We start from the raw sequence: 19264 nt of genomic DNA, 5'->3' as shown, positions 1-19264 counted from the left end.
ACTCGGGGAGAACGCATGCCTGTGAACCACAACATGGCGCCAAATGCCGCCATGCGGGCGAACGGATCTTGAGGGCCGGTACGTTCAAAGAAACACATCTTTCGAGGGAGCAAGAATGCCTACAACAGCGGTCATCGGTTGCGGTGATGTATCGAGCGTGCACTTCGGGGCGATCGCCAAGATGCCCGACGTCGACCTCGTGGCACTCTGCGATACGGATGCCACGCGCCTGAAGGCGGCCCAAGCCGCCTATGGCGTAGTGGGGTACACGAACCATCTGGAGATGCTCGAAGCGGTGAGGCCCGACGTCGTGCATATCTGCACTCCGCACCACCTGCATGCCTCCCTGGCTGTCGACTGCCTCGAGCGCGGAGTCGGGGTGATTGTCGAGAAGCCGCTCGCCCACACTCTCGAAGAGGGGCACCGCCTGGTGGAGGCTGCCGAACGGAGCACGGCGAAGATCGCCGTGTGTTTCCAGAACCGCTATAACGCGACGTCGCAAGCGATGCGGAGCATGCTCGACGACGGCGGGCTGGGTCAGGTCCTCGGTGCCTCGGCCACTGTGATGTGGCACCGGACAGCCGAGTACTACCGGGACCGGCCGTGGCGCGGCACCTGGGCTGAAGGAGGCGGCGGCCTGATGATGAACCAAGCCATCCACACCGTGGACCTGCTCCAGTGGCTGGTCGGTGACGTGACCAAGGTGGAAGGCCATGCCTCCACCCGCTCCCTGGGCGGGGTGATCGAGGTGGAGGACACAGCGGAATTCATCGCCGCGCACGCCAATGGCGCAACCAGCGTTTTCTACGCCACTCTGGCGAACGCCGCCAACGCGCCCGTGACGCTGGACATCGTGACCGAAAGGGCGACGCTCAGCCTTCGCGGCGACCTCACTGTCACCCACGCTGACGGCGCCGTGGAAACCATTCCCGAACGCGCCTTGGAATCAGGTGGGCGCGCGTATTGGGGCGTATCCCACGAGCTCCTCATCAAGGACTTCTACGCCAAGCTCGAGGATCCTGAACCGTTCTGGATCAGCCCTGCTGAAGCCGAAAAGTCACTCAGGATCGTCAAAGACATCTATGCCCAGAGCTATCCGGAGATTTCCGACCAGGTTGGCTAACTAGCGGGCCGGCAGATTGATTGGCAACCGTCCCGCTTCTTGTTGCCATGCCGGATTACGATGGAGCGGTGACTCAAGCGACGAACTCCGGAGCAGCAACCGTCCCCACCAGGCGTGGACGCGGGGAGAAATCTTCACCGACCATCTACGACATCGCGAAGCTCGCGGGAGTCAACCCCTCCACGGTCTCGCGCGCGCTCAGCAAACCGGGGAGGGTCAGTGCCAAGACCCAGAAGATCATCGAAGATGCCGCCGAGCAGCTGAATTACCGGGTGAACCCCTTCGCCCGGGCGCTTCCCACCGGCCGGACCCAAACAATCGGGCTGATCGTCGCGGATATCACCAACCCGACATTTTTCGACATCATCCGCGGCGCGGAGACCACGGGATCTGCCCGGGATTACACCCTGGTGTTGGCTGAATCCGCGGAGTCGCCGGAAACAGAGCTCACGGCGGCCCGTCGGATGTTGAGCACCGTGGATGGCCTCATTCTGGCGAGCCCCCGCATGGACGATGAACAGATCCGTGCTTTGGCCTCGGACAAGCCGGTAGCCGTCATCAACCGCGAAGTGGATGGAGTGCCCTGCGTGGTCCCCGACGTCAACAAGGGCATCAGCCAGGCTGTGCGGAGCCTTGCCGCGAATGGTCACGAGAAGCTCGCCTACGTTGCCGGCCCGCCGCAGTCCTGGATGTCCGGCCGGCGCTGGGAGGGGGTCAAGGCTGCCTGCGATTGGTACAAGTTGGAGGCGGTCCGTTTGGAATCGTCCAAGCCAACCGTCGACGGCGGCCGCCAAGTGGCGCGCGACGTCCTGGAGAGCGGTGCGACGGCGGTCATCACCTATAACGATCTCCTCGCCATAGGCCTCATGCAGGAATTGCAGGCCGCCGGTAGGCGCGTTCCCGACCAGATCAGCATTGTGGGCTTCGACGACATCTTCGGGGCGGACTTCACGACGCCGGCTCTCACCACCATCAGGTCGCCGTTGGGGGAGTGCGGGTCCCGAGCCGCCGCCCTGCTGCTGGACATGCTGCTCGGCCATGAGGGGCCTGGGGAGGTGGTCCGGGTGGATACGGAGCTCGTTGTCCGCGGTTCCAGCGGAAGGCTGATCGCCTAGGTCCAAGCGATCCTCCGGACCGATTGCAACGGGATGGCAATAGTTGGCAACCGGTTGACAGAATCCCTTCGCGGATCGAAAATTGACCTATGTCACAGTCGATCGCAGCCAACCCTGACCGCCTCCTGCCCGCGGATCCGGGGACGCGCAGCATTGCGCGCTCCCTGCTGGAGCGCGTCCAGGACCTGCCCATCATCTCCCCGCACGGCCACGTCGACGCCGCCGTCATCGAGCACAACACCCCGTTCCCTGATCCGGCCGCGCTCCTGGTCAGCCCGGACCACTACGTCACGCGCCTGATCCACGCAAGCGGGGTCTCCATGGACAAGCTGCTCGCGGGAAGCGCCAGCGCATCCGAATCGCGGGAGATCTGGCGAACCTTCGTCCAGGCCTGGCCCCTCTTCGAGGGCACGGCCTCCGGCTACTGGCTGCGCACGCAGTTCGAGAGCGTGTTCAAGCTCGGCGCGGAGCTAAGCGAGATCTCCGCCGACGCCAGCTACGACGCCATTGCGGCCAAGCTCGTGGAGCCGGACTTCCGTCCCCGTCAGCTTTTCAAGGACTTCAACATTGAGGTCTTGGCCACCACGGACGATCCCCTGGACAGCCTGGCGAGCCACCATTCGATCGCCGAGGACCCTTCCTTCAACGGCCGCGTGCTGCCAACCTTCCGCCCGGATGCCTACCTGAACATCGCGCACCCGATGTGGAGCGCCAACGTCGACCGGCTGATCCAAACCGCCGGCGACGGCGCCACCGGCTACACCGGCTACATCAAGGCCCTGGAAAACCGTCGTCGCTATTTCGTGGACCACGGCGCGGTCTCCGCGGACCACGGCGTCCTCACGCCGGCAACGCTCAAGCTGGACCGTGCATCCGCCGAGCGGATCTTCGAACTCGCGCGCGCCGGTAAGGCGACCGCCGAGGACCGCAACACCTTCGAAGCCCACATGATGTACCAAATGGCCCGGATGTCCGTGGAAGACGGCCTGGTCATGACCATCCATCCGGGTTCCTTCCGCAACCACCACCAGCCCACCTTCGACGCCTACGGCGCGGACACCGGCCACGACATCCCGTTCGCCACCAACTACACCGAGGCGATCCGGCCCCTGCTTCAGGACTTCGGCACGGCCAAGGACTTCCACCTGGTCCTGTTCACCCTGGACGAGACCGTGTTCTCCCGCGAATTGGCGCCGCTGGCAGGGTTCTACCCGGCCGTGTACCTCGGAGCACCTTGGTGGTTCCTCGATGCACCTGATGCCATGCTGCGTTTCCGCTCCGCCGTCACCGAAACCACCGGCTTCTCGCGATCCTCGGGCTTCATCGACGACACCCGCGCATTCTGCTCCATCCCGGCCCGGCACGACGCCTCCCGCCGGATCGAAGCCTCGTTCCTCGCCCGCCTCGTTGCCGAGCACCGGGTCAGCGAAGACCGCGCCCACGAACTCATCGTCGACGTCGTCGACTCCTCACCCCGAAGGGTATTCAAGCTGTGACCACCGAACCCGAGCAGCCCGTGGATCTTCCCCGCTTGAGCCGTGCCATCAGGCCCACCGACAAAGCCCCGGTGCGCATCGTGCACATGGGATTGGGCGCATTCCACCGCTCGCACCAGGCGTGGTACACCCAGCACGCCGGCGATGCAGCCGAGTGGGGCATTGCCTCGTTCACAGGTCGCCGTCCGGACGCAGCAGCGGTCCTGGCCGCCCAGGACGGCCTGTACACCGTGGTGGAACGGTCGGATGCGGGCGACTCGTTCGAGGTCATCGGCAGTATCGTCGAGGCAGTTGACGGCGCCGACGTCGAGCGTTTTGTCGAGCTTGTCTCCGCGCCGCTGACTTCAGTGGTCACGCTCACCATCACCGAGGCCGCCTACCGGCTTGGAGCCGACGGCAAGCTGGACAGCCAGGCGCCAGACGTCGCGGCGGACCTCGCCGTGCTTGCTGACGGTTCTGCTTCCGGCAAGCCGTCGACGCCGTTGGGCCGCCTGGTGCTGGGCCTCGCCGCCCGCCGCGATGCCGACGCCGGCCCCCTCGCCGTGGTTTGCTGCGACAACCTTTCCAACAATGGGACCGTGGCCAGAAACGCCGTAATGGGGATGGCCTTGGCGTTCGACCCCGGACTCGCCGCCTGGATCAACACGAGTCTCAGTTTTGTCAGCACTTCCGTTGACCGCATTACGCCGCGAACCACCGACGCCGATATCGACGCCGTCGCTGCCGCCTGCGGCTACCGCGACGAATCGCCGGTGGTCGCCGAGCCCTTCCGCAGCTGGGTCCTCAGCGGGGACTTCCCTGCCGGGCGCCCGCGCTGGGAAGACGCCGGTGCCATTTTCGTGGACGAGATCGAGCCGTACGAGAACCGCAAGCTGTGGCTCCTCAACGGTGCCCACTCGCTCCTCGCCTATGCCGGCCAGCTGCGTGGCCACAAGACCGTGGCCGAAGCCCTCGCTGACGATTCCTGCCACCGGGCAGTGGAGGACTTCTGGAACGAAGCCGCTGCCAACCTCCACGGCGACGAGTTGCGCATCCCCGAGTATCGGGCCGCCCTCCTGGAACGTTTCGGGAACTCCCGGATCGCCCACCATCTGGCCCAAATAGCCATGGACGGCAGCACCAAGCTGCGCATGCGGGCACTTCCTGTGCTCCGCGCCGAGCGGGCCGCCGGACGCAGCGGCCAAGCGGCCGCGAAGATGATCGCGGCTTGGACTGCCTACACTGCCACGGCCACCGGTCTCCAGGACCCGCTCGCGGCCGACATTGCCGCCGCGAACCTTCTCCCGGGCCGTGCCCGGCTCGAGGCCTTGCTCGGCCTCGTGGATCCGGAATTGGCCGCCGACACGGCGATCGTCGGCCTCGTCGAGGGCTTGGCCGATACTTTCGCGGGCGTCGGCAACCCCGGTTAATCCGCCAGGCGTCCGTCACCTTCCACGCGAAGGTGAGGGCGCCGTCGTCGTGACCCGGATATGTGAGCGAGCGTTCGGCAGACGCCCGCTATATGTGAGCGGGCGTTCGGGCGGACCAACGCTCGCTCACATATACGGCACTTTCCCCTAACGCTCGCTCACGTCTGACCGGCTTTTCGCCGACGCTCAGAGATGGCGGGCCGCCATGCCGGAAGAGGTTTTGACGAAAAAGTACTGCAACCGGTTGCCAACAATTGTCATCCATCCTAAGATCGTCTTTACCCGCCCTGTGATGCACGTCGCATCCGGGCCAGGCCAGCCCTCGATCAGCAACCCTGAAAGGACCAGCTGTGAAAATCATTGCCGCTGAAGTCTTCGTGACCAGCCCCACCCGGAACTTCGTGACCCTGCGGATCACCACCGAGGACGGCGTGACCGGCATCGGCGACGCGACCCTGAACGGCCGTGAACTCGCCGTGGCCGCATACCTGAAGGAACACGTTGCGCAGCTTCTGATCGGCAAGGACCCGCACCGCATCGAGGACACCTGGCAGTTCCTTTACCGCTCCTCGTACTGGCGCCGCGGCCCGGTCACCATGGCCGCCATCGCCGCCGTCGACATGGCCTTGTGGGACATCAAGGGCAAGGTGGCCGGACTGCCGGTCTACCAGCTCCTGGGCGGCGCCTCCCGCAACGGGCTGCGCGCGTACGGCCACGCCTCGGGCGCGGACATCCCGTCCTTGTTCGACTCGGTCCGGGAGCACCTGGAACTGGGTTACAAGTCGATCCGTATCCAGACCGCGATCCCGGGCATCAAGGCCGTCTACGGCGTGGCCGCCCAGGCGCAGGCCTCGGGTGAGCGCTACGACTACGAGCCCGCCGGCCGCGGTGCGTTCCCGCAGGAAGAGGACTGGGACACCCGCGCCTACCTGCGCCACCTGCCTACCGTGTTCGAAGCAGTGCGCAACGAATTCGGCCCGGAAATCCCGCTGCTGCACGACGGCCACCACCGCATGACCCCCATCCAGGCAGCAAAGCTCGGCAAGGCCCTGGAACCGTACGACCTGTTCTGGCTCGAGGATTGCACTCCGGCCGAAAACCAGGAGGGGCTGCGCCTGGTCCGCCAGCACACCACCACACCGCTCGCCATCGGCGAAATCTTCAACACGGTCTATGACTTCCAGACGCTCATCAAGGAACAGCTGATCGACTACGTCCGTGCCGCGTCCACGCACTTTGGCGGAATCTCGCCCCTGAAGAAGGTCATGGACTTTGCTGCCCAGTACCAGATCAAGTCCGGCTTCCACGGCCCGACCGACATTTCCCCTGTCGGTTTCGCCGCGCAGCTGCACGTTGGCCTGGCCATCCACAACTACGGCATCCAGGAGTACATGCAGCACTCGGACAAGACCAACACGGTCTTCGAACAATCCATGACCTTCACAGACGGCTACCTGCACCCAGGTGACAAGCCCGGCCTGGGCGTCGAATTCAACGAAGAAGCCGCCAACTCCTTCCCGTACCAGCAGGCCTACCTGCCCTACAACCGCCTCGTGGACGGCACCGTTCATGACTGGTAGGAACGAGGCCATGGCCGGCGACCCCAGCCCAGCCGCGGAAAAGCCGCGGCGCATTGTGATGATGGGCGTCTCCGGCTGCGGCAAGACCACCATCGGCGACCTCGTGGCCCGGGAGCTGGGAGTTCCGTTCCTCGACGGCGATTCGCTCCACCCTGTGGAAAACGTGGCCAAGATGGCTGCCGGAACCCCGCTGACTGATGAGGACCGCTGGCCATGGCTGGCGACGGTCGGCACTGAACTTGCTAACGCCGGAAACGGCAGACTGGTTCTCGCCTGCTCGGCCCTCCGGCGCAGCTACCGGGACGCCATCCGTGAGAAAGCCCCGGACACCGTCTTCCTGCACCTGCACGGCAGCAAGGAGGTGCTGAGGGAACGGACAGAAGGCCGTTCCGGCCACTTCATGCCGCCTGCCCTCCTTGATTCGCAGCTCGCCACCTTGGAACCGCTCGACGCCGACGAGGCCGGGATCGTCGTGGACATCGCCGCCCCTGTCAGCGAAGTGGTGGCTGAGGCACTCGCCGGGATTGCCGCCGTCGGCCGTTCCGCGGCTCCTGCGACTAACAGGGCCGATGCCGCGGGCACCCAGCCGCGGCAGTTCGACGTCGACCTTCAAGCGGCGCCGTTCAACCTCGATGACGACGCCGTTGCGTGGGTGGAATCCATGATCGGCGCAATGAGCCTCGAGGAGAAGATCGGGCAGCTCTTCATCAACCACAACAATGATTACTCCCCGGAGTACCTCGACCGCGTGCTGGAGAACTATCACGTCGGCGGCATGCGGTACAGGCCAGGCCCTTCCGCAGCGGTGCAGGAACATGTCCGCTACGCCCAGTCCAAGACACGCATTCCGCTCCTGATTGCCTCCAATCCGGAAATGGGGGGCGCCGGAAGCTGCGACGACGGAACTTTTGTGTCGACGCACCTGCAGGCCGGCTCGCACCCGGATAAGTCCATCGCCCGGAAAATGGGACAGGTGGCAGGAGTAGAGATAGCCGCTTTGGGCTGCAACTGGGCCTTCGCACCAATCGTGGATATTCACTACAACTGGCGGAACACGGTCATCTCCACCAGGGCTTTCGGTAACACCCCGGAAATCGTGGTGGAGCGCGCCAAGGAGTACTTCGACGGCATCAGTGAATCGCCCACCGCCTGTGCCATCAAGCATTTCCCCGGCGATGGCGTGGACGAACGGGACCAGCACGTCGTCACGTCCTACAACACGCTCGGGTACGCGGACTGGAACTCCAGCTACGGGCATGTGTACCGGGAGATGATCGCCCACGGGGTCCAATCGATCATGGTTGGACACATCGGAGCGCCCGAGCTCACGCGGCACTTCCGTCCAAGGACGGCGGACAAGGACATCCTGCCCGCCACCCTGGCCCCGGAGCTACTCCAGGACCTGCTCCGTGGTGAACTCGGCTTCAACGGCCTGATCCTCACCGATGCTTCGCAGATGGTCGGCCTGACCCAAGCGATGAAGCGCAAGGACCTGGTTCCGGCAACCATCGCGGCCGGCTGCGACATGTTCCTGTTCTTCCGTAACCCCGCGGAAGACTTCCAGTACATGATGGACGGGTACAAAACCGGAATCATCACCGAGCAGCGCCTCCACGATGCGCTGCGCCGGATCCTGGGGTTGAAGGCCAGCCTGGGGCTGCACAAGAAGCTCCCGGAAGAATTGACGCCGCCGCCCGAGGCGCTCCGGGTGATCGGCAGCGACGCCCATCTCGCCGTCGCGGCCGAGACCGCTGACAAGACCGTCACCTTGGTCAAGGACACGGCCCGCAACTTGCCCATCACGCCGGAAACGCATCGGCGCATCCGCCTGTACGGCATCTCCGGCGGTTCCGATTTCACCCGAGCGGATCCGCTGGCCTACCTGGACACGGTCAAGGAGGAGCTGGAAAGTGCAGGCTTTGAAGTCCACGTCTTCAAGACGGCCGAGCAGCGGGAGGCCGCGGGGGAGTCCGGAGTGAACTTCATGAGTGTCATCTCCGACGAGGCCACCGGCGACTACGCGGACAAGTATGACGCTGCCTTCGTCTTCGCCAATGTCAAAGGATTCGGCCAGGAAGCTGCCATCCGTATCAAGTGGTCAAGTCCCATGGCGGCGGAAATCCCCTGGTACGTCACAGAGGTTCCCACGGTGTTCGTCTCTCTGAACCAGCCGAACCACCTGATCGATGTGCCGATGGTCAAAACTGCCATCCACGCCCACGCAGGGACCCGCGAGGCCATCCGGGCAACCATCCAAAAAATCCAGGGCAAGTCCGAGTTCCAAGGAACGTTCAACGAGAATGTGTTCTGCGATTCGTTCGATACCAGGCTATAGCCGCGCGACAGGCCGGGCGTGGGACTGCCATTCCCCAGCAGCGTCGGGGGAGTGGCAGTCCCGGGAAGAGCCGGGAAGCTCCCGACCTCCATATTGTCGATGCCTCGCAGTAGTATTCGGGCATGCCTGACCAGCCCGAATATCCCGCGCCGCTGAACTCAGTCGGCGCCCCGCCTCCGCGTCAAACGGAGCCGCTGTCAACCGTTTCGAGGGTGCCAGTCATCGCCAAGCTCGTATGGCCGAAATACCTTCAATACGTTCCGGCCATGGTTACCCGGACGTCGGAGGGCAAAGTGTTGGTGCAGTGGTGGCCGAACCCTTTCGGGTCGGCGACGAGGTTGACGTGGCTGAAAGATACGGACGTGCGGGCCGAGTTGCGCTACGAACGTTGACCGCTACGAGCGTTGAATCACGCCGCCGGGTTCGCGACGTCCACCAACGTGGTGTTGTCGTCCACGAGTTCCACGGGTCTCATCGTCCACGACGACGCCAGACCATACGCATCCCCAAGCACCGCATCCAGCAGGGCCTGGCCCCTGGTTTCCTTGGGGTCGATCCAATCGTCGATCATGTCCGGAGAGATCGGCACCGGGATTCGGTCATGCAAATTGTGCAGCCTCTCGTGAATGCCCTCCGGAGGGGAATCCATGGTCAGTATCGAGCAGGACAAACGCCACGCGCCGGGTGCGGACTTGTCCGCGATGCTTTCGTCGCGCCACGGCGCAAACAAACCGGCGAAGGTAATCAGCTCATCCTGCGGTTCGACGATGTAGCGCTGCTTGGGATCCTTCCGTCCGGGCCCTGATTTCTTCCATTCGTAGTAGGCAGAAGCCGGGACGACTGCCCGCCACTTCGGGAGCGAAGCTTTGAACACGGGGATCCCACCGGCGGTTTCCGAGCGTGCGTTCCACGTGGGTACTTTCGAATCGAAGGTCTTGGAGAATGATGGAACCAAGCCCCACCGCCCGGCCGCAAGCTCCCGTCCGACCGAGCCTTCTCCTGCCCGACCTCGCAGGAAGACCACAGGGTCAGTCGGATTGATCTGGAGCGTTGGCGAGGGGTAGTCGGTATCACCGCGCAGTACAGCACCGAGCTTTCTCGAGAGGTAGTCTGCTTCGAAACCGACACTGAACCGACCGCACATATCGACATTCTCGCCTAGCGATTGGGACAACGCCAGTCGCCGGTGACCATACTGGAGCAGGATAGAAGAACCTACTTGGACACTTGGAGGGCCCCATGAGCAATCCCCGTGGCGACGACGCACCGCTCGCCCCACGCCGGCTGTCGAAATTGGCCGGGCCTGTACTCGCAGGGGTGCTCCCGAATCAGCCTGCAAGAGTCATTGAGAAGGCCGCGGAAGTAGCGCTCAGTGCTGGATTGGAGCTGGTCCTGGCCTTTGCTGATGTCACGAGTTTTCCGGCGGCGGGGGACCGGGACGGGCATCTGGCGGCCCAGCCGATTGATCCCGACGGAATCGACGACGACGCCGCGGCCATTTCGGAGTCGCTCCAGTCCCGTATCGCGGACCAACTCAACGGAACGGGCGTGCAGTGGACCTTCGTGACGCTCGCCGGCGAGCCTGCCCGGTCGCTAGGCCGTTATGCCGCGAGCATCAACGCCTCCATGATCGTCGTGGGAACCAAGGAACATGGCCTCGGCCCGAAGTTTGAAGGACTGGTCACGGGATCGGTAGCGTTGCATCTGGCTCATCGCCAAAACTGCCCCGTGCTCATGGTTCCCTTGGGCCGTCACGACTCAAGCAGGGATCAATGAAGGAAAGCAGCACCGCCGCGCCCGGAGCCAAACCCCAGACGGCACCACCGGACCGGCACACGCACCGTCCGCTCCATTTGCACGGGCGGTTCGTCCTGCTCGTGGCGGCCGGAGGAATCCTCGGCGCTTTAAGCCGCTACGGGTTTGGCATGGCCGTTCCCGCGCCGGACGCGTGGCCACTGCCCACTCTGCTTATCAACCTATCCGGGGCGCTCGCACTGGGCTGGCTCCTCGAAGCCCTCGCCCGGAGCGGGCCCGACGCCGGCCTCCGCCGTGTTGCCCGGCTGGGGATTGGGAGCGGTTTCCTAGGGGCATACACCACCTACAGCACCCTGGCGCTGGATTCCGTGCATCTCTTCGGCGCCGGTCGGGGAATGGACGCTCTGTGGTACCTGGCAGCCAGCCTGTTCGGCGGTGCCGCGGCCACAACCCTCGGTATCTGGCTTGGAGCGTTCCGGCACAAGTCCGCCCAACAGCTACAGAAGGCCCAACCATGACTGTCCTTCTGATCGCACTCGCGGGCGGCGCAGGGGCGGCCGCCCGGTTCGTGGTGGATGGGCTGGTCCGTTCCCGGGCCCGGACCGCCCTGCCGCTGGGCACCATCTTCATCAACCTCTCCGGCTCCCTGCTCATGGGAATCCTCGCGGGACTGGTCATGGCCCATCAGGCTCCTGAGTCCCTTCAGTTGATTCTCGGCACCGGATTCCTTGGCGGATACACGACGTTCAGCACGGCAAGCCTGGAGACTGTCAGGCTTATCCAGAGCGGCCGGACGGGCCTTGCCCTCCTCAACGGAGTGGGCACTATGGTCGCATGCGTCGGAGCCGCAGCGGCCGGCGTCGGGCTGGTTCTTTTGCTCTAAAGCGGCGTGTCAGCCATACAGCCCCGCCAGCAACTCAACAATGCGTTCGCGTTCCCGTGGCGGGTCCTTCTTGGACCAGGCCGCATAGACGGAAACCGGCGGGGCGTCGCGCACGGGACGGTAGACGAGGCCCCGCCGTCGATACTGGTGCACCGTCGACTCGGCCGTGATGCCGCGCGCCGCACCGCTGCCGATCAGCGTCAGCCAGTCGTCGACGTCGTGAATGGCGATCACCTCCTGCGGGCGGCCATTCTCGGGCCAGAGCTCGAGGGTGGTGCTGCCCGTACGGAGATCCATCGCCACCGGCCGTTGGGCAATCTGCGCGAGAGACACCGACCGCCTGGGCGCCAGGGGATCGTCCGAGGACATGACACAGTAGCGCTTCTCCGTACCAATGCAGACGTGCTCGACGGCGGCCGCTTCCGGCAGGCGCCGAAGGATGGCGAAGTCGGTGGTCCCGTCAGTGAGTCCCCCGTCGGGCTGTTGGAGTGGATGAGCTGAAGTTCCGTGTCGGCGAAGGTGGCGGCCCACCGTCGCTGGAACTCCGTGGTGTGCTCTCCCAAGGCGGACCACGCGTAGCCGATCAGTATTTTCCCCGTTCCCGCCCGGGCCTCCTGCTCCATCTCCGCAAGGAGCGAGAGCAGGCGCCGCGCCTTGGACAGCACCCGCTCGCCGCCGGGGGTCGGGGCCACACTTCGAGTGGTGCGTTCAACGAGCCGCACGCCGAGCGTGTCCTCCAGTGCGGCGATGTTGCGGGACACAGCCGCCTGGGACATCCGGAGCTCGATGGCAGCGTCTGTGAAGCTGCCCTCCTCGATCACTGCCACCAGGCAGCGCAACTGCCTTATCTCCACGCCCATGCCCCCATCATATTCATGCATTTACCGTATAAATAGGGTGGTCCACGCATTTAGGGCGCGCGTGCTGCAGGCGCAGAATTCCCTCATGAGTGAAAGAATCGCAGCCATCGGGTCCGGAGGGTCGCCGTCGCGAAAGGCGGGCGGCGTGGCAACGCTTGTGGCCAGTTCGCTGTCAAACCAGTTGGGTGCCGCGACCGGCTCCCTCGCGTTCCCCGTGATGGGACCCTTGGGGGTTGTCGCGGTCCGCCAACTGGTGGCCGGGGCGGTGCTCCTGCCCATCGTTCGTCCGCGGCTGCGCGAACTCAGTTGGCGGCAATGGTGGCCTGTGCTCCTTCTTGCCGTGGTGTTCGGAACCATGAACCTCTGCTTGTACGCATCCATCCAGCGGATCGGGCTGGGACTGGCGGTGACACTGGAATTCCTGGGACCCTTGGCTGTCGCCCTGCTCAGTTCGCGCCGGAAGATCAGCGTCGTGTGCGCTGTGGCCGCGGGTGCCGGCGTAGTCGCGATTACCCAGCCGGACCCGTCCATGGACTATGCCGGCATCGGTCTCGGACTCGTCGCCGCCTGCAGCTGGGCTTTCTACATCCTGCTGAACCGAACCGTCGGACAACGCATCCAGGGCATCCAAGGGACAGCAGCCGCAACCGGGGTGTCGGCAACCCTGTACTTACCGGTCGCCGTCGTGATCTTTGTGGGCAAGCCGCTGGACGCCTTTGCACTTATCTGCGCTGTCGGTGCCGGCATCCTGGCCTCCGTGCTGCCCTACGTGGCGGACCTGATCGCGTTGCGCCGGGTCCCGGCCCAGCTGTTCGGTGTGCTCATGAGCATCAATCCGGTATTTGCAGCGATCATTGGAGCGCTTGCCCTGCATCAGGAACTCAATGTTGGGCAGTGGGCCGGGATTGCGCTGATCGTCGCGGCCAACGCCGGTGCGCTGCTGTTCCGGGGTGGGGAGAAGTAAGGCCCGCTCCCGTTTGGAAATCTACCCCGCCGAGCGCGTTGGGCAGGGTCAGGCCCCAGCCTGCTTGAGAGCCTGCTCCTCGCGTCGGTAGCCAACCGTCTCATAAGCGACGACGATGAACCCGGGCGAGGCAGCGACGAGCAGGACCGTGGCGCCCACGCTCGCACCGAGGCCCACCGCGACCACCGCGAATACAAGGACAAGCGCGGCCGCGCTGAATATCCAGATATGGTACGGATCGGCAGTGCGCAGCAGGAGCGAGTAGATCGTCACGAGGGTCAATTCGAAGACGAACACGGGAAGGGCCACCGTGAGCACCGTGGCGATGGCATCGATGTGGCTCCCACCGGAGATGAAGATCGCCGCCGCGTGGAGGCCGGCGCCGGTGCCGACGACCGCGGCGAACACGACGATGTGCAGGTAGCTCCATCCGAACGCGCGACGGCGATGATGTCCCAGCACCCGCCCGGATGGGACGGTGAAGTACAGCCACCACATCGCGAAGGCGAGGGCGGTACCGCCGGAGGCGACGAGCACGACCTCGACCGACCAACCCGACCGGTCGACGACCGCCGAGATCGCGAGCACGGCGCCGAGGATCACCTCGCCGAGTGTGATGATCACGAGCAGCGAGTACCGTTCGGCGATGTGGTGCGGATGCCACGGGGTTCCACCGTCCTTGCGCTCGGCGAGGAGCGGGCCCACCAACTCGACGCCGACGAGTGCCGCGATGATCCACGACGTCGCCCCGATCGGGAGCGAGGCAAAGATGAGCAGCACCCATCCGACCTGCGCCACCGAGACGGCAGCCGCGTACGTCAGGCAGGCTCGCCGATGCTCAGGATCGTGCCGCGCGGCGCGCAGCCAGAGCGCGACCGCGGCGACGCGCATGATCACGTACCCGCTCACCATGATTGCGTTGTCGACATGGCGGCCTTCGTCGATCGAGCGGAAGAAGGGTGGCATCCCGAGGGCGATCACGAGCACCCCGATCATCTCGATCAACGTCGCGATGCGGAAGAACACGTCGTCGTTGTCGTATGCGGATGCCAGCCACGAGTAGTTCACCCACGCCCAGCTGATCGCAAAGACCCCAAGGACGAACCCGGTGACCGCGGCCGACCAGTGCCCTTTATCGAGGAGCAGCGCCGTCTGCGTCGAGACCGCGCTGAAGGCCACCACAAAGACGAGGTCGAAGAGCAGCTCGAGCGGGGTCGAGGTCCGGTGTTGCTCCGCCGGATCGCGCCCTGACATACGTCCGAGCCGATGGGTAAGGCTCATACATGAAAGTTACTCCGACAAAGAGCTGCCGGGGAGGACCGGCCGGTCCAAGAGTAGGATCGGGCGCATGGCAAAGAAGTCATTCAACGAGCTCCTTTCCGCCCAAATTGGAAACGAGTTTGCCGCCTCCCAGCAGTACATCGCTGTAGCCGTGTACTTCGATGGCCAGGATCTACCGCAACTGGCGGCGCACTTCTACCGCCAGTCACTTGAAGAGCGCAATCACGCCATGATGATGGTCCAGTACATGTTGGACCGCAACCAGCCGGTCGCGATTCCAGGCGTTCCGGCCGTCCGCAACGAGTTTGCCGATGTGCGCGAGCCGATTGCCTTGGCGTTGGCCCAGGAAAAGGAAGTTACCCGCAGTATCGAGGAACTCTTCCGTGCCGCGAGGGAACAGAATGATCCCCTCGGCGAACAATTCATGCTGTGGTTCCTGAAGGAACAGGTGGAGGAAGTGGCCTCGATGACTACTCTTTTGAACATCGCCGAGCGCGCCGACAACCTTTTCGACATCGAGAACTATGTTGCCCGGGAGCAAGTCGGCGACGGCGGGAACGACACCGGCGCGCCGCCCACCGCCGGAGGGGCGATTTAGGGTGTCCGGTCTCAAGACAGTTGTCCGTTTTCTCGCCGGACCGGTCAGAGTACGGATCCGGGACGCGCGTCTTGCCGGGGTTGTCGGCGCCGGTTGACCGGCGTCTATTTGACTGAGGCGACCGAGCTTGCTCCCTGTCGCGTTTGAGGCACCTTCAACCGGGCATTTTGCGGGCGGGTCTTACGGGAATTGGCCGGCCGTGGAAGTGTGCCGAGCCTGATCCGGAATTTTTGGGTTGCTCTTGCGCCGTTGGAGGACCGGCTAACGGGCGACATGGCGCGGCTCTCGCAGGGCGGAACAGACTGCCCGCAGGTCTCCTACCAGCCGCGACGTCGGTCTTGTTTCTCCCTCGCCCGTGCAGCCTCGAGTTGTCTGCCTAATTCTTCGGCTGCGAGGGCACAGACTTCGTCAAGCTCGGGCTGTCGCTTGCGCAGGTTTGCGAAGAACTCGAGATCACTGAGAATCGCATCCGACTCGTCCCCGGTCCATTTGCCCCCTCGAAGGGCATTAGAAACGATGCGTCGTGGAGGAACCTGTGCAGCCACGAGAGCTGGTGCGAGAGCCGCGACGGTGTGATCGCGATAGCCTGACATCGATCTGAGAAGAACCTCTCCATCTACAACGCCCTCAGAGAGCAAATCGCTGGCAAGCTCCCCGTCGGAACCAAGCACATCTCCTGCGTAACCACTGTGGAGCAGCGTCTCGGCATCGAGGGTCGTGACGATCCGCCGCTTTTGATCCTGCGGGAGGTTCCTCAACACATCAGGGAATGACTTCACCAGTCGGTGCGCACGCGTGGAGAACCCAGACGTTCCCGCGTTTGCGATCAACCAGTCGGCGCAGAGCTCGGGATCGGTGGTGACAGCGTCCTTGAGTATCTCGCCGAGGCGCCATCTTGAGTGCTGTGGCAGCTGGTCCGGTGCGGCCTCGACCAGTGCTGTCCGCCAGGCGGACCTGAGTTCCTCGGGCAACTCCGGTCCATGACCCTGTGCTCCCTTTCCGAAGGTGACGGCAGCGAGGGCTCGTACTGACGTGCGCGTGTGTATGAGTAACTCACGCAGGATTGGGGTCACCGACTCATGGATCCACAGGTCGCCGATGAGTGGTACGTCATCGTCGGTTAGACCGTCGATGACAGTGTGCGCAAGATCATCCAGTTCGCCTTCTTCGTGCGTGATTGCGCGCAGAACCTCGGGTCGCAGCTCAGGGACCGCGATTGCCGACATAACCAAATCATCGACATCAGCACCATCTGCGCGAGCCTTGGTCATCAACGGCGCAACGAGGGGACGGGCGATTGCCCTAATGGCGGCTTCCAGCCATACGCGAGAGTTGGTCACATGCTCGGCGAGCGTGCCCGCGAATGAAGCGGCCTCATGGTTGCCACCGAGAACCGATGCTTCGGCCACAAGCCTTCTGTACTCAGTGACGCCTTCCGCAGCAGTTAGCTTGTCCAGGTCACGGGCCAGGGACGTCCACTGCTCCCGACGGTCGGCCATCCAAACGTCGATGTCGTCGTCGGGTTCTCGCATTCCCACGAAACGTGCCAGGCGATCGTCATCGACCGGGAGCTCCGCCAGCGTTGTAGGGCCGCCGTTCCACATCGATACGAGGGCGAGCCGTTTGTTGACCCGAATCGGCACCCCCGTGAAGCGTTCTGCCAGCACCGTCAGGGTGCTGAGCACCAGCTCGGCTCCCTTCGCGCCGACAACACGGTGCGCCGTCGAGGCCTCGCCCCCATGGTTGGTGATGCCTACGGCAATTGCAGACCACGAATCAAAGATTTCGCAGAGTTGTGCCACTGCCCGATGGGTGATGCTCGAAGCTACTTCCCCCCGGACTCTGGAATCGATCATGTCCCAGAGTGCGAGCAGTGATCCCATTGCCTCCGCCGTCATCACACCCTGCGACATGGTGAGGCTGAGGTGGCTGCTTGGATCACTCCAGTTGCCCTCAATCCGGGGGTCGAAGACGTAATGCGTGACCTCTGCGAGCACCTGCCACCGGGCCGCGTTCGGATCTTCATCGAACCACTCCAACGTGTATTTCAAGATGAGGTCGCGCAAGGTATCAACGGGCCCTAGATCAGGGTCGAGGTAGTGCGCCATGTCCTGGATAACCCGCATTGGGTGGTCGGGGTGCTGGTGTCGAGGCCGCTCGTCGCTGATTGCGAGGTGGAGCAGTCCGCGAGTGGCTTCGCGAGAGCAGGACCGGCGGAAAGCTGTGCGGAGTATTTTCTCTGCAGCAGTGCCATAGGGGTCGTAGGTGAGACCGCCGTAGAGGGTCAGAGGCTCACGAGGCGAATCAAGCACAGTACGGGCGAGGATGGCGGCGCGGTCAGCCGAAGTCTCATCGATGCCACTGTAGACCTCGACCAAGGCAAGTGTGATCTCGTCGATCTTCTTTGTCGATATGTCATCGAACCACGAATCCGCCAGCGCCCGAACGCCTGCATCTGGAACATCGTTAGCGAGATTGAGGACTGTGCGGTCCAGCCGTTCGTCGTGGGGGAAGTTCGCGGTGAACGAGGCCAAACTCCTTTGCCTTCTTGCCCCGAAGAAGGTCGACGCGACGATCAGTGAGCGGAGCGGTGCGAGCACAGACCACCTGTCGTTTGTCCGCTCCACGAGACCTCCCTGAGCGGTGACGTCGAGCCAGGCGATCAATTCGGCGTACGGGACACCAGCATGGCTTGCGACAATCTCAATGTCCTCGAGAGAGGCTGCGCCGAGTGCGGCGATGCAGGCCAGCGCGTCATTGAGTACGGCGTTGCCTGCAATAGCGGCGGCGAGGCCGGCGACTTGGTCAAGAAGCGATTGACCGGTTGCGAGGTCGTCGCCTGCACCGTTGACGACCAAACGAGAAAGAATGGCCGCCCAGCCCGGTCGGCCGTCGGACTGCTCGAGCACCAGTGAACGCGCACGGACGCCGTGGACTCCGAGCGCCTGGATCATTTGATCGAGTGCGGCTCGCGCTAAGCGGTCCACCTCGACCCGCGTCGGCTTGTTGAGCAGAGCCTCTACCGGAGCCTCGGTTCCGGGCCATGTCGCGGCGACTATCGTGAAGCTGAACCGTTCCTTGCTACGAATGCTGACCAGCTGCTCAAGGAGCTCCTGATTAAGGTGGGCATCGTCTAGCACGACTGTCGTTGGTTCTATGGCGAACAGGTCGTCGGCAAGGTGGTCTCGGGCAAGGCGGTCGATGAAGTGCACGCCACCTTCGAGCTCCGCGAGTAGGCGGCTCTTACCAACTCCGGGAACGCCCACTAATGAGACATCGGTCGTCATCATCACCGCGGAGCGCAGGTGCTCGAGCTCCTCGTCCCGTCCGAACAGGTCGGTGAACGATGACGAAGGCTCGGGTGCCTTCGTTGTCAGCGCTTCAAGACGCCCGTGGACTCCGGTCAGCTCAACGCGGAGATCCGGGTCGCGGCGCAGGGAATCAACTAGCCACTGTCTTGCATATATGCGCGGCACCGGGAGGTCATTGGTTTTGCAGTAGGTCTCGATGTTGCGGCGCTTTGTGTCCGAAAGGGCCCGAGACGTAATCATCACAAGCTGGTCTACCCGGAACGTATCGCCCGCATCCCAGAACTTTTTCCAGGTTCTATGGCTGCTCTTGAGATTACTGAGGGAGTCGCCCGTCGTCACCAAAATCCTCCCGCGAGAGTCGGGATCGTCAGCAATGGGAGCGATGATGTCGCCGTCGCGACCTCCATCACTGCCGCCTTCAATACCCACCACGTTCTCGTAGTGGTTCGCCATTAGGGCCACAGCACACCGCTCAAACACGTCAGCGTCAATACCTGCGTCGAGCTTCCCCGTGATGCGTTCGTTCAGATTCATAGACTAAGACTGCCAGTAAC

At 63.8% G+C, this 19264-nt stretch carries 16 protein-coding genes and 1 pseudogene; 12 read left to right on the top strand and 5 right to left on the bottom strand.

Annotated elements, in window-relative coordinates; all coding sequences use genetic code 11:
- Window positions 1-115 precede the first annotated feature (115 nt).
- The 7 genes from ACX5I4_RS15415 to ACX5I4_RS15385 all read left to right on the top strand — a co-directional run bounded on the left by ACX5I4_RS15415 (window position 116) and on the right by ACX5I4_RS15385 (window position 9450).
- Entirely contained in the window at window positions 116-1123 is a 1008-nt protein-coding gene (locus ACX5I4_RS15415) for a Gfo/Idh/MocA family protein (protein WP_461837415.1), read from the top strand.
- Window positions 1124-1191: 68 nt separating this feature from the next.
- The gene (locus ACX5I4_RS15410) at window positions 1192-2238 is read left to right on the top strand and encodes a LacI family DNA-binding transcriptional regulator (protein WP_461837414.1); all 1047 of its coding nucleotides are present in this window, start codon (window positions 1192-1194) and stop codon (window positions 2236-2238) included.
- Window positions 2239-2327: 89 nt separating this feature from the next.
- Complete coding sequence (gene uxaC, locus ACX5I4_RS15405; RefSeq protein ID WP_461837413.1) at window positions 2328-3734, top strand: glucuronate isomerase; 1407 nt, start codon at window positions 2328-2330, stop codon at window positions 3732-3734.
- 86 nt (window positions 3735-3820) lie between these two features.
- Window positions 3821-5143 carry a mannitol dehydrogenase family protein gene (locus tag ACX5I4_RS15400; RefSeq protein WP_461838750.1) on the top strand — a complete coding sequence of 441 codons (1323 nt, stop codon included), beginning with the start codon at window positions 3821-3823 and terminating at the stop codon, window positions 5141-5143.
- A 350-nt stretch (window positions 5144-5493) separates the two neighbouring features.
- Window positions 5494-6723: a D-mannonate dehydratase ManD gene (gene manD, locus ACX5I4_RS15395; protein ID WP_059387443.1), complete on the top strand. Its 1230-nt coding sequence runs from the start codon at window positions 5494-5496 to the stop codon at window positions 6721-6723.
- Entirely contained in the window at window positions 6713-9058 is a 2346-nt protein-coding gene (locus ACX5I4_RS15390; RefSeq protein ID WP_461837412.1) for a gluconokinase, GntK/IdnK-type, read from the top strand. Before manD ends, ACX5I4_RS15390 begins: the two co-directional genes overlap by 11 nt.
- 122 nt (window positions 9059-9180) lie before the next feature.
- Window positions 9181-9450 carry a hypothetical protein gene (locus tag ACX5I4_RS15385; protein ID WP_139359719.1) on the top strand — a complete coding sequence of 90 codons (270 nt, stop codon included), beginning with the start codon at window positions 9181-9183 and terminating at the stop codon, window positions 9448-9450.
- Between the two features lie 17 nt (window positions 9451-9467).
- Here the strand turns inward: ACX5I4_RS15385 and ACX5I4_RS15380 are convergent, their stop codons facing one another.
- Window positions 9468-10202: an SOS response-associated peptidase gene (locus ACX5I4_RS15380; RefSeq protein ID WP_461837411.1), complete on the bottom strand. Its 735-nt coding sequence runs from the start codon at window positions 10200-10202 to the stop codon at window positions 9468-9470.
- Window positions 10203-10297: 95 nt separating this feature from the next.
- On the opposite strand from ACX5I4_RS15380, the gene ACX5I4_RS15375 reads away from it, so the two are divergent.
- From ACX5I4_RS15375 to crcB, 3 genes are read left to right on the top strand one after another with little or no spacing between them, the layout of a single operon-like run.
- Window positions 10298-10834, top strand: a complete 537-nt coding sequence (locus tag ACX5I4_RS15375) for a universal stress protein (RefSeq protein ID WP_461837410.1) — start codon at window positions 10298-10300, stop codon at window positions 10832-10834.
- The gene (locus tag ACX5I4_RS15370) at window positions 10831-11331 is read left to right on the top strand and encodes a fluoride efflux transporter FluC (protein WP_461837409.1); all 501 of its coding nucleotides are present in this window, start codon (window positions 10831-10833) and stop codon (window positions 11329-11331) included. The genes ACX5I4_RS15375 and ACX5I4_RS15370 overlap by 4 nt, the downstream gene beginning before the upstream one ends.
- Window positions 11328-11696 carry a fluoride efflux transporter CrcB gene (gene crcB, locus ACX5I4_RS15365; protein ID WP_461837408.1) on the top strand — a complete coding sequence of 123 codons (369 nt, stop codon included), beginning with the start codon at window positions 11328-11330 and terminating at the stop codon, window positions 11694-11696. Before ACX5I4_RS15370 ends, crcB begins: the two co-directional genes overlap by 4 nt.
- 9 nt (window positions 11697-11705) lie before the next feature.
- Here crcB and ACX5I4_RS15360 read toward each other — a convergent pair whose 3' ends face one another.
- Window positions 11706-12227, bottom strand: coding sequence for a LysR substrate-binding domain-containing protein (locus tag ACX5I4_RS15360; RefSeq protein ID WP_461837407.1), 522 nt, complete (start codon window positions 12225-12227; stop codon window positions 11706-11708).
- A 197-nt stretch (window positions 12228-12424) separates the two neighbouring features.
- A pseudogene (locus tag ACX5I4_RS15355) lies at window positions 12425-12556 on the bottom strand (helix-turn-helix domain-containing protein); the annotation flags it as partial.
- Window positions 12557-12641: 85 nt separating this feature from the next.
- On the opposite strand from ACX5I4_RS15355, the gene ACX5I4_RS15350 reads away from it, so the two are divergent.
- Window positions 12642-13520 carry an EamA family transporter gene (locus ACX5I4_RS15350; protein ID WP_461837406.1) on the top strand — a complete coding sequence of 293 codons (879 nt, stop codon included), beginning with the start codon at window positions 12642-12644 and terminating at the stop codon, window positions 13518-13520.
- A 48-nt stretch (window positions 13521-13568) separates the two neighbouring features.
- On the opposite strand, the gene ACX5I4_RS15345 is transcribed toward ACX5I4_RS15350, so the two are convergent.
- Window positions 13569-14801, bottom strand: coding sequence for a low temperature requirement protein A (locus ACX5I4_RS15345; RefSeq protein WP_461837405.1), 1233 nt, complete (start codon window positions 14799-14801; stop codon window positions 13569-13571).
- Window positions 14802-14868: 67 nt separating this feature from the next.
- Here ACX5I4_RS15345 and ACX5I4_RS15340 point away from each other — a divergent pair, with 67 nt between their 5' ends.
- Entirely contained in the window at window positions 14869-15399 is a 531-nt protein-coding gene (locus tag ACX5I4_RS15340) for a ferritin (RefSeq protein ID WP_461837404.1), read from the top strand.
- 317 nt (window positions 15400-15716) lie between these two features.
- Here the strand turns inward: ACX5I4_RS15340 and ACX5I4_RS15335 are convergent, their stop codons facing one another.
- Window positions 15717-19244 carry an ATP-binding protein gene (locus ACX5I4_RS15335; RefSeq protein ID WP_461837403.1) on the bottom strand — a complete coding sequence of 1176 codons (3528 nt, stop codon included), beginning with the start codon at window positions 19242-19244 and terminating at the stop codon, window positions 15717-15719.
- Window positions 19245-19264 lie beyond the last annotated feature (20 nt).

It is taken from the genome of Arthrobacter sp. MMS24-S77 (genome assembly GCF_054888235.1).
The sequence above is the reverse complement of the archived record's forward strand: the minus strand, read 5'-3'. Positions and strand labels throughout refer to the sequence as shown.

What these genes read in the sequence shown, in the direction of transcription:
- ACX5I4_RS15340 (WP_461837404.1), top strand. Translation starts at nt 14,869, where the DNA reads ATGGCAAAGAAGTCATTCAACGAGCTCCTTTCCGCCCAAATTGGAAAC.
- ACX5I4_RS15390 (WP_461837412.1), top strand. Translation starts at nt 6,713, where the DNA reads ATGACTGGTAGGAACGAGGCCATGGCCGGCGACCCCAGCCCAGCCGCG.
- ACX5I4_RS15400 (WP_461838750.1), top strand. Translation starts at nt 3,821, where the DNA reads ATGGGATTGGGCGCATTCCACCGCTCGCACCAGGCGTGGTACACCCAG.
- ACX5I4_RS15375 (WP_461837410.1), top strand. Translation starts at nt 10,298, where the DNA reads ATGAGCAATCCCCGTGGCGACGACGCACCGCTCGCCCCACGCCGGCTG.
- ACX5I4_RS15385 (WP_139359719.1), top strand. Translation starts at nt 9,181, where the DNA reads ATGCCTGACCAGCCCGAATATCCCGCGCCGCTGAACTCAGTCGGCGCC.
- crcB (WP_461837408.1), top strand. Translation starts at nt 11,328, where the DNA reads ATGACTGTCCTTCTGATCGCACTCGCGGGCGGCGCAGGGGCGGCCGCC.
- ACX5I4_RS15380 (WP_461837411.1), bottom strand. Translation starts at nt 10,202, where the DNA reads ATGTGCGGTCGGTTCAGTGTCGGTTTCGAAGCAGACTACCTCTCGAGA.
- uxaC (WP_461837413.1), top strand. Translation starts at nt 2,328, where the DNA reads ATGTCACAGTCGATCGCAGCCAACCCTGACCGCCTCCTGCCCGCGGAT.
- ACX5I4_RS15415 (WP_461837415.1), top strand. Translation starts at nt 116, where the DNA reads ATGCCTACAACAGCGGTCATCGGTTGCGGTGATGTATCGAGCGTGCAC.
- ACX5I4_RS15370 (WP_461837409.1), top strand. Translation starts at nt 10,831, where the DNA reads ATGAAGGAAAGCAGCACCGCCGCGCCCGGAGCCAAACCCCAGACGGCA.
- ACX5I4_RS15345 (WP_461837405.1), bottom strand. Translation starts at nt 14,801, where the DNA reads ATGAGCCTTACCCATCGGCTCGGACGTATGTCAGGGCGCGATCCGGCG.
- ACX5I4_RS15335 (WP_461837403.1), bottom strand. Translation starts at nt 19,244, where the DNA reads ATGAATCTGAACGAACGCATCACGGGGAAGCTCGACGCAGGTATTGAC.
- ACX5I4_RS15350 (WP_461837406.1), top strand. Translation starts at nt 12,642, where the DNA reads ATGAGTGAAAGAATCGCAGCCATCGGGTCCGGAGGGTCGCCGTCGCGA.